Below are 7,345 nucleotides of genomic sequence, written 5' to 3'. Positions count from 1 at the left end.
TGTTATTGAGATATTAATTATTTCACTGAATCGTTTACTTTTCTAGGGAATAAGAATTAAACATTCGTGTAATCCTTTATTCTGATACTTTTTTTTGTTTAGGAGGTTATAAACTAATTGGATTATTAAATAGTGAGGTCGGCTATTAAAATTAAATGAGGTTGAAACCGAATGGTTCAGACTACTAAAACCAAAACTAAAGGATTCACTCCTTTCACAAATTATGTTGATCTGACCAAATCAACACTTCCTAAAAATGTAAAAAATCCTTTTGGGGGTATTTAAATAGGTCAAATTATGAGATATTGTGAATAATTATGAAAAAAATGAAAAAAATGAAAAAAAGAACTCTAAAAGACATGAATATAAGAATTCCACCAGTTTATACCAATGTTATTACAATTATACTTACAGCAGAAGATATTAGGGATATGAAGGCTCTTGTTAAAGATATAGAGAGTTCTCCTAAGGCGGGTGGAATGCCATACACAAGGGGGTGGTACATGTTAATCAAGGATTTGTCGGATGATACCGAAGTCGAATTCACTGAATCAATACTTTCAGAGGCCTTTATTCTTGCAACTTATGAAGATATGAGATATGGAGAGCCACGTTATACCAATAAACCGTGGTTCAAAAAATTTAGTACACTCTTTGACTGGGAAGATGCTATGTAACAATTTTAATTTGTTATAACGCGTTTTTAGATACATTAATACAAACTAATGACTAAGAATAATAGAATATTCAATGATTACTTACTTTGATTCTTGATAGGATTCCTGCAAATCGCAGAGTTAGTAATAAGGCTTAAATTGCCCAATTATTAGTAGTAGTTTTATAAAGTGGATCATTCCATTTATTTGTTGCAGGAAAATTAACATAAGGAGGAAAAGAGGGCCACTCTGACTGGGGATTGTAATCCGTTCTTATTATTTTACCTTTATTCCAGAATGCTTGAAATTCTTCTGGATTATAGCCTGTTACAAATAGTGATTCTCTTTCTAGAGAAGGATAAAACCCCTCCTTTTTACGATCATCAGGATTAAATGCTACAAAACAGATTGGGTCAATACTTTTTCCCTCAACTTCTCCAGTTTGATAGGTTTGACGTGTATGCATAAGAGAAATCCCATAATCTTCCACAATTGGCAAAAGATCTTCAATTATGTTCGGAAAAACATGAAAACTCATCAGCACAAGGATTATTCTTCCTCTTAATTCTCTAGTTGTAGGCCATTGAGTCCCTGATGCCCCAAAATGTTCTAGATATTCTTTTTTGGTATAAAGTTTCTTTCTGTGACCAGTCTTATACTTCATATTAAATGCAGTGAAAAGTTGTTCATTAAAGTGAATAAGACCAAAATTTTGGTGTGGACGATTATTTCTATCCTGTAGATCTTTTTTAATGTCTAAAAAAACAGTTATGGGAGCATGAGTTGGCTTTTGTATTGACCAATCACTTATTATCTTAAGCCAGTCCTCAAGGTTATTACTTTGTGGATTTCCTGGAGCATTATGATTTACTTCATGTCCTGGGGCCCAATGGCCAACCTTAAAGTTTCCTTTCCCTGGAATAATCTTCAGAAGTGTAAAAAATCTTTTTATTCTTTCAAAAATCGTCCAAGTATCATGAATATCTAGTTCAAAGCCTCGAATCCCGTACTCTAGTTGTTCTATTAATGACCATCGATATGAATTATGAGTTGTCATAAAAATACTCTTATTATAAGGTTGATTATCGAATCTTCCTTCGCTCAATACCTTTCACCTGTAAAAATTTGATAATATTAGAATTATAGATTTCCTCTTCTCACCACACCTTATAATCTCTTCCTCGATATCTGATCATGAATAATTATTCTAAATGTTTTTTGAATCATTTTCATCTCCTAATAAAGAAATTTGGATTTATTTAGAGATTTCATTGTAAAATAATAATCTCATTACTTAATAAAATTAGATTAGATGGATTCCTTTTTAAGCGTATTATCTAAAAACTTGATACGTTTCTCGATTTTTTCAATAACTTCATCCATGGAGCTAAGATAGAAATCATAGTAATTATAAAAAGTCTCACCAACTTCTAGTATCCGTTTAGCCTCGGGTGAATTCTGAATCTCTTTAGGTAACTCCATCCATGCTTTTTCCCCCTCTTCTAGTTGTTTAATTTTTCTACGTAATATTTCAGAGGCTAGTCTCATCCTCTCAGAAAATGTTTTCATAAATGATTCTGAACCATGAGAGTATAGTTTCTCTCTAGAGCCTCTTTGACGGTTTTTCGCTATAAGAAGAGCGTTTTCAAGGTCTTTTAATGTTTTTGAGACTTGCCCACGGGAATAACCAGATAATTCAACCAACTCTCGTTGGGTTAGAGGTTGTGTAGATAATAAAATTATTGCATAAAGACGTCCCGCAATAGGATTATTTCCTCTAAGAGCCCAAATATCCTCAAATAGTTGAATAATATTCATTTTGAAGTCTTGTAGCTTTTTCTCAGCTGATTTTAATTGATCTTCTGTCACTGGAATCAAGGAATAAAGCATATTAAAGAGTTTAATATAATTTTCGATATTTTATAATTTTTCCAAATTAGGAAAATTTATAAACTTTAATAATCAATTCTCGAATAGATTGTAAAATTAGTTGCATGAATTGTGCAAATTGCAGAACTGTGAAAAAAAATGACTAGTAAAATAAAAATACAAAATCTGACCAAATATTATGGAAAACAACGTGGAATAGAAAATTTAAACCTCGAGATTTACAGTGGAGAAATCTTTGGCTTTCTCGGTCCCAATGGAGCAGGTAAAACTACAACCATTCGATGTATGATGAATATCCTTTTACCGAATATGGGAGAAATCTGGATTAATGGAGGTAAGATTACAAGAAGAAATCCTAAGATACGCGAAAAAATCGGATACATAGCTGAAGCAGGGGTTCTTCCAGAGACCTACACCACAAATGATTTCCTAAACTATGTTGAAAGTATGCGGAGTACACCTAGCCCTAGACGTGATGAACTTATTAAAAGATTTAGCCTCCCTGTCAAAAAGAAAATTGGAGAATTATCTAAAGGTAATAAACAAAAAGTTAGTATAGTTGCTGCCTTTATGCATGACCCTGATGTACTAATCCTTGACGAACCTACTTCTGGACTTGATCCGCTTTTACAACAAGAGACTTATGACCTCATTTTAGATGCAAAAAGTCGTGGAAAAACAATCTTCTTCAGTAGTCATAATTTAGCCGAGGTTCAACGTATATGTGATCGGGTTGGTATTGTAAGGGATGGACACCTAATAAGCGTTTTAGATATAGAAAGTTTGAACAAAGAAGTGTCTAGAATATTGGAGGTAACCCTTCGGAATCCTAATAAACAAGAGCTTCAGAAATTTGGTGATAACTTACTTGAAATCGAAGAAAATCGTGCACGTATTCTAGTTCCTCAATCAGATTCGATTGAAAAATATCTTGAAATACTCATACCAATGAAACCAGAAGAGATAGTATTTCCTCCTGCTAGTCTAGAAGATTACTTCCTTCAATTCTACAGACAACAAGAAGAGGGTGCTATATGAGCCTTTCAAAAACGATTCATCGGTTTTATCTTCATAGTTATCGTCATAGAACTGTTGTTGGATTAGCTATCTTTCTTTATGTTCTATTAATTACTGGTATAGCAATGTTTTACCCTGGTGAAAATGCTTTGGTAGAGTTCATTCAATTGATGAAATTTCTTGGTGATTTTCCAACTGATAATCCTGGTTTTTCTCTGTGGCTAATCTTTTTCTGTGGTTTCAGTTTGTCTCTTTATCTACCAGTTGCAGGGGTATTTCTTGGAAGCAATTTGTTACCAATTAACGAAAAAGATGGAAAGGAAATTCTTTTCACTACACCAAAATCGCTTACAAAGTCATTCTTAGAAAATTCACTAGTTGTTATCATTTTAATTGGGTTAATCTCCCTGCCTAGTTATATTGTTTCTCTTGCCCTTCTTTATATCAATAACGCTTGGGATGCTGCTCAAAACATTACTATTTGTTTTTCTCTCGCCATTCTACTCGTAATAGCGATAACATTTATCACAGCGTTTGGGTGTAGTATTAACTTCTCCAAGAATACTGGATATGCCCTTGGTGGGTTATACATTGTATTTTCTATTATTGTAGACCTGTCCGCTAATCAGATAAGTGAACTTGATTCACTTCGTCAGTTAAGTCTTTTTTCTCAAGCTAAAGTTGTCAATAATAGTATTATGGGAACTTTGAACGAGGAGTTCATTCTATTGGTAATTGGACTTGTTCTGATCTTAATTTTGGTATCTATTATATTGTTCTATCGAAAGAATTTCTTGGAGTCAGGAGTCCAACAACAGACAATTATAGAAGAGAAAGAAGAAAAATCATTGGCAAAATTATCTAGTACACTCTCATATATTCGAAAACCTATAGATAATATACTTGGGAAGATAGGCTGGAAATATCCGGCGATTAGAGACCAACTTCACGCAAATGCAACCCTTTTCATTGTCTATCTTATATTTATGATATTTTATGCCTTTTATGTTATCACAATGTATATGCCAGAAGAAGTAAGTGAGCTTTTACAGAGTTTCAATATGCCATTCATGGAAGCATTGCTATTTGGAAATACGATCGCTGAAACCATTGTCGAACGACCGTTAGAAACATTCCTTGCGTTTGAAATCTATAGTTTCACTTGGATGATCATTGCACCATTGTTTCTGGTGTTCATTTATGGGATAATAACACGTGATTATAAAAATGGAACCACTGAAATTACATGGGTATTTCCAAAGACTGGAACACGTATAATCTTGAGTAGGACTATCGCAGTTCTCATCTATTTCGTTATTCTCTGTTCAGCTCAAATTTTAACTCTCTTTGGGATGGAAGTTCTGCTTGGTCGTTTATCTGAACATGGTATTTTACCTACATTGGTAAGTTATCTTGTTTCCATCTGGGGATACAGTGTAATCTTCGTTTTTTTCCTCTCTCTTGCCCTTCTAGTTCCCTCGAAACATGTACTAAAAACTCTGATAATTGGATGGGTCTTTTTTGTCCTAATAATCTTCATTGCTTTTTTACCTGGCAGTGATCTTTCATGGATTCGTTTTTTTACCCCGTTCGGTTATTTTGATTCAATTAGTATCATCTTGGACAAACGAACTTTATTTGAGATTCTCCCCGAAGTCATCATTGGTACAATTTTGACTCTTGGCTTCTATATTCTTGTTCTTACACAGCGAACTCCAAATAAAGACTATCTGGTCTAATAACTTTTGAGGGGTTCTCATTCCTCTCTTTTTTTATAATTAATTTAGGGATTTTTATTTCATTATCATTGAGAAACAAGATACTTTAATTTTTCTTTTTGCCAAGCTGCAATTAATTATTTATTTCCTTAGAGAGATCTTAAAAACAATAATTGGATATTGTAGCACTGAATTGGATGACTTTATGATGAGAATTAATGTAACCAAAATACCATTAAGAAACGTCCCATGGAATGTAGGAATTCTTCTTTTTAACCAAGTGGAAGTTTTAGATTTTTGCGGACCTTTTGAAGTATTTTCTGTTACTAGATTCTTGAATGAAGATAACCTACGAACCGAGGATTGTCCCTTTATTATTCGGTTAATTTCAGAGAATGGCGGCTTAATTCGATGTCGTGGTGACTTAAAAGTCAATGTAGATTATGATTTTAATAATCATCCTGAATTCGATCTTGTTCTGGTTCCTGGAGGATGGGGAACCCGAAAAGAAGTTCAGAACCCTGTTCTTATAGAATGGCTAAAGACTCAAAAAGAGAAAACCCAATTAATAGCGAGTGTATGCACAGGAAGTTTCCTTTTGGCTGAAGCTGGTTTATTAGATGGTTCGGAGTCAACAACACATTGGCAAAGTATTGAAAGGATGAGAATAGCCTATCCTAAGGTTAATGTATTTCAGGACCGACGGTTCATACTTTCAGGAGAAGGAAAGATTATAACTTCTGCTGGAATTGCTGCTGGAATTGATATGAGCCTTTTTATAGTTTCGGAGCTTGTTGGGAAAGAAGTTGCGCAGGAAACAGCAAAATACATGGAATATTCTTGGTAATTAAGTTTAGACTTTGATTTCTTAGTTTTCTGGAAATTTTTTCATATTAAAATAAAGATAGAGAATAATTGGAATACTAATAATCGCGAAAAGAAATCCAACGATGATAATCGGTTCAAATCCTATAAAATAACCTAATATAGAAAGAATAAAGATTAAAATAGCTATTAATATAATTTCCGACTTGGAATAGCGAATTTTTAATCTTTGCAAGGCTATTCTTTCTTTATAATCTGATATTGTCCACTCAAAATTTGCTCAATTCTTTGTTGTTTTCCTCGGGCAAGGATATTAATTATTCGCCCATTTTCTGATTTGGTTGGAAATTCGTGGATCACTAATTGATAATGTTGTAAAAGTCCAAAAATAACCCGTTGTGGTTCAGACAAGCCCTTGAGAAGGGTGTCACTTTCACTTTTAAATTTATTAAGAGTTTGATCCAATTCATCTTTCGATATTGCTCCTTTTGGAATATCTAATTTTTTAAAAATTTTCATAAGTAACTCCTCTAGATTATAGACTTTTGATAGTGTAAAATCATCAGGAATGGCAATGATATAACTGGAAGAGGAGGATTTTGTCATCAAATTTTCTTTCGTTTTCATTAAAGGTTACTCCACACTAATACTAAAAAAGGAACAACTTATCTATATAAGGATTAGTAAAATATTATAATTAATTAATCTAGCTCTGGAAGAATGACTAATTCCAGTTTGCATTAATTTATACTAAAAGAGTAAGTGCATCAATTCAATAATTGCTCATTTTTTAGTCAATCAATAGTGACCTTCAAGCCAGTATTCAAAATTGAAATAATTAGAAAAAAAGAGGGAGATAATTAAGCATAGCAGTTGAAAGAAGAAATTAAATTTCATAGAAGATAAAATTTTAAATTGATCTAAATTGCTAATCTGAAGGAAATGGCAATTATAACAAATAGCAAAATTTCAGTATTTTTGTCATACAGCATCTTATTTATACTTTTATTGGTTGTATCATCTTCATCAATTTACTATAGCATATCATATATACCCTCTGAACCGCATCCTGCTAATGCGATGTGGATTGAACCGTCAAATGCAACAATTGTAGATATTGGTGATAAATTTAACGTAACAGTCTTTGTAAATTTAACACAAAATAGTTTTGCATGGCAAATAAAATTGTTTTTCAATTCAACTTTTCTCACAGCTACAAAAACAGGGTATACAAATGGT

At 32.8% G+C, this 7,345-nt stretch carries 8 protein-coding genes; 4 read left to right on the top strand and 4 right to left on the bottom strand.

What is annotated here, in order from left to right:
- The first annotated feature begins 317 nt into the window (after positions 1–317).
- Positions 318–677, top strand: a complete 360-nt coding sequence (locus tag ACWVCY_RS02860) for a hypothetical protein (RefSeq protein ID WP_455140179.1) — start codon at positions 318–320, stop codon at positions 675–677.
- Between the two features lie 133 nt (positions 678–810).
- Here ACWVCY_RS02860 and ACWVCY_RS02855 read toward each other — a convergent pair whose 3' ends face one another.
- On the bottom strand, positions 811–1,761 hold the full coding sequence (locus tag ACWVCY_RS02855; protein WP_455140178.1) for a Ca2+-dependent phosphoinositide-specific phospholipase C: 951 nt from the start codon (positions 1,759–1,761) through the stop codon (positions 811–813).
- Between the two features lie 203 nt (positions 1,762–1,964).
- Complete coding sequence (locus ACWVCY_RS02850; protein ID WP_455140177.1) at positions 1,965–2,525, bottom strand: GbsR/MarR family transcriptional regulator; 561 nt, start codon at positions 2,523–2,525, stop codon at positions 1,965–1,967.
- A gap of 159 nt (positions 2,526–2,684) precedes the next feature.
- On the opposite strand from ACWVCY_RS02850, the gene ACWVCY_RS02845 reads away from it, so the two are divergent.
- The 3 genes from ACWVCY_RS02845 to ACWVCY_RS02835 all read left to right on the top strand — a co-directional run bounded on the left by ACWVCY_RS02845 (position 2,685) and on the right by ACWVCY_RS02835 (position 6,128).
- Positions 2,685–3,584, top strand: coding sequence for an ABC transporter ATP-binding protein (locus tag ACWVCY_RS02845; RefSeq protein WP_455140176.1), 900 nt, complete (start codon positions 2,685–2,687; stop codon positions 3,582–3,584).
- Positions 3,581–5,302, top strand: coding sequence for a hypothetical protein (locus ACWVCY_RS02840; RefSeq protein ID WP_455140175.1), 1,722 nt, complete (start codon positions 3,581–3,583; stop codon positions 5,300–5,302). Before ACWVCY_RS02845 ends, ACWVCY_RS02840 begins: the two co-directional genes overlap by 4 nt.
- A gap of 184 nt (positions 5,303–5,486) precedes the next feature.
- Complete coding sequence (locus tag ACWVCY_RS02835) at positions 5,487–6,128, top strand: DJ-1/PfpI family protein (RefSeq protein WP_455140174.1); 642 nt, start codon at positions 5,487–5,489, stop codon at positions 6,126–6,128.
- A gap of 215 nt (positions 6,129–6,343) precedes the next feature.
- On the opposite strand, the gene ACWVCY_RS02830 is transcribed toward ACWVCY_RS02835, so the two are convergent.
- Both ACWVCY_RS02830 and ACWVCY_RS02825 read right to left on the bottom strand, forming a co-directional pair.
- Positions 6,344–6,733, bottom strand: coding sequence for a hypothetical protein (locus ACWVCY_RS02830; protein WP_455140173.1), 390 nt, complete (start codon positions 6,731–6,733; stop codon positions 6,344–6,346).
- 407 nt (positions 6,734–7,140) lie between these two features.
- Positions 7,141–7,345 (bottom strand): hypothetical protein (locus tag ACWVCY_RS02825; protein ID WP_455140172.1); only part of this gene is annotated, 205 nt, incomplete at its 5' end.

This window comes from Candidatus Hodarchaeum mangrovi (assembly GCF_975850365.1).
Note: the sequence above shows the minus strand (reverse complement) of the source record. Positions and strands in the feature narration are given on the sequence as shown.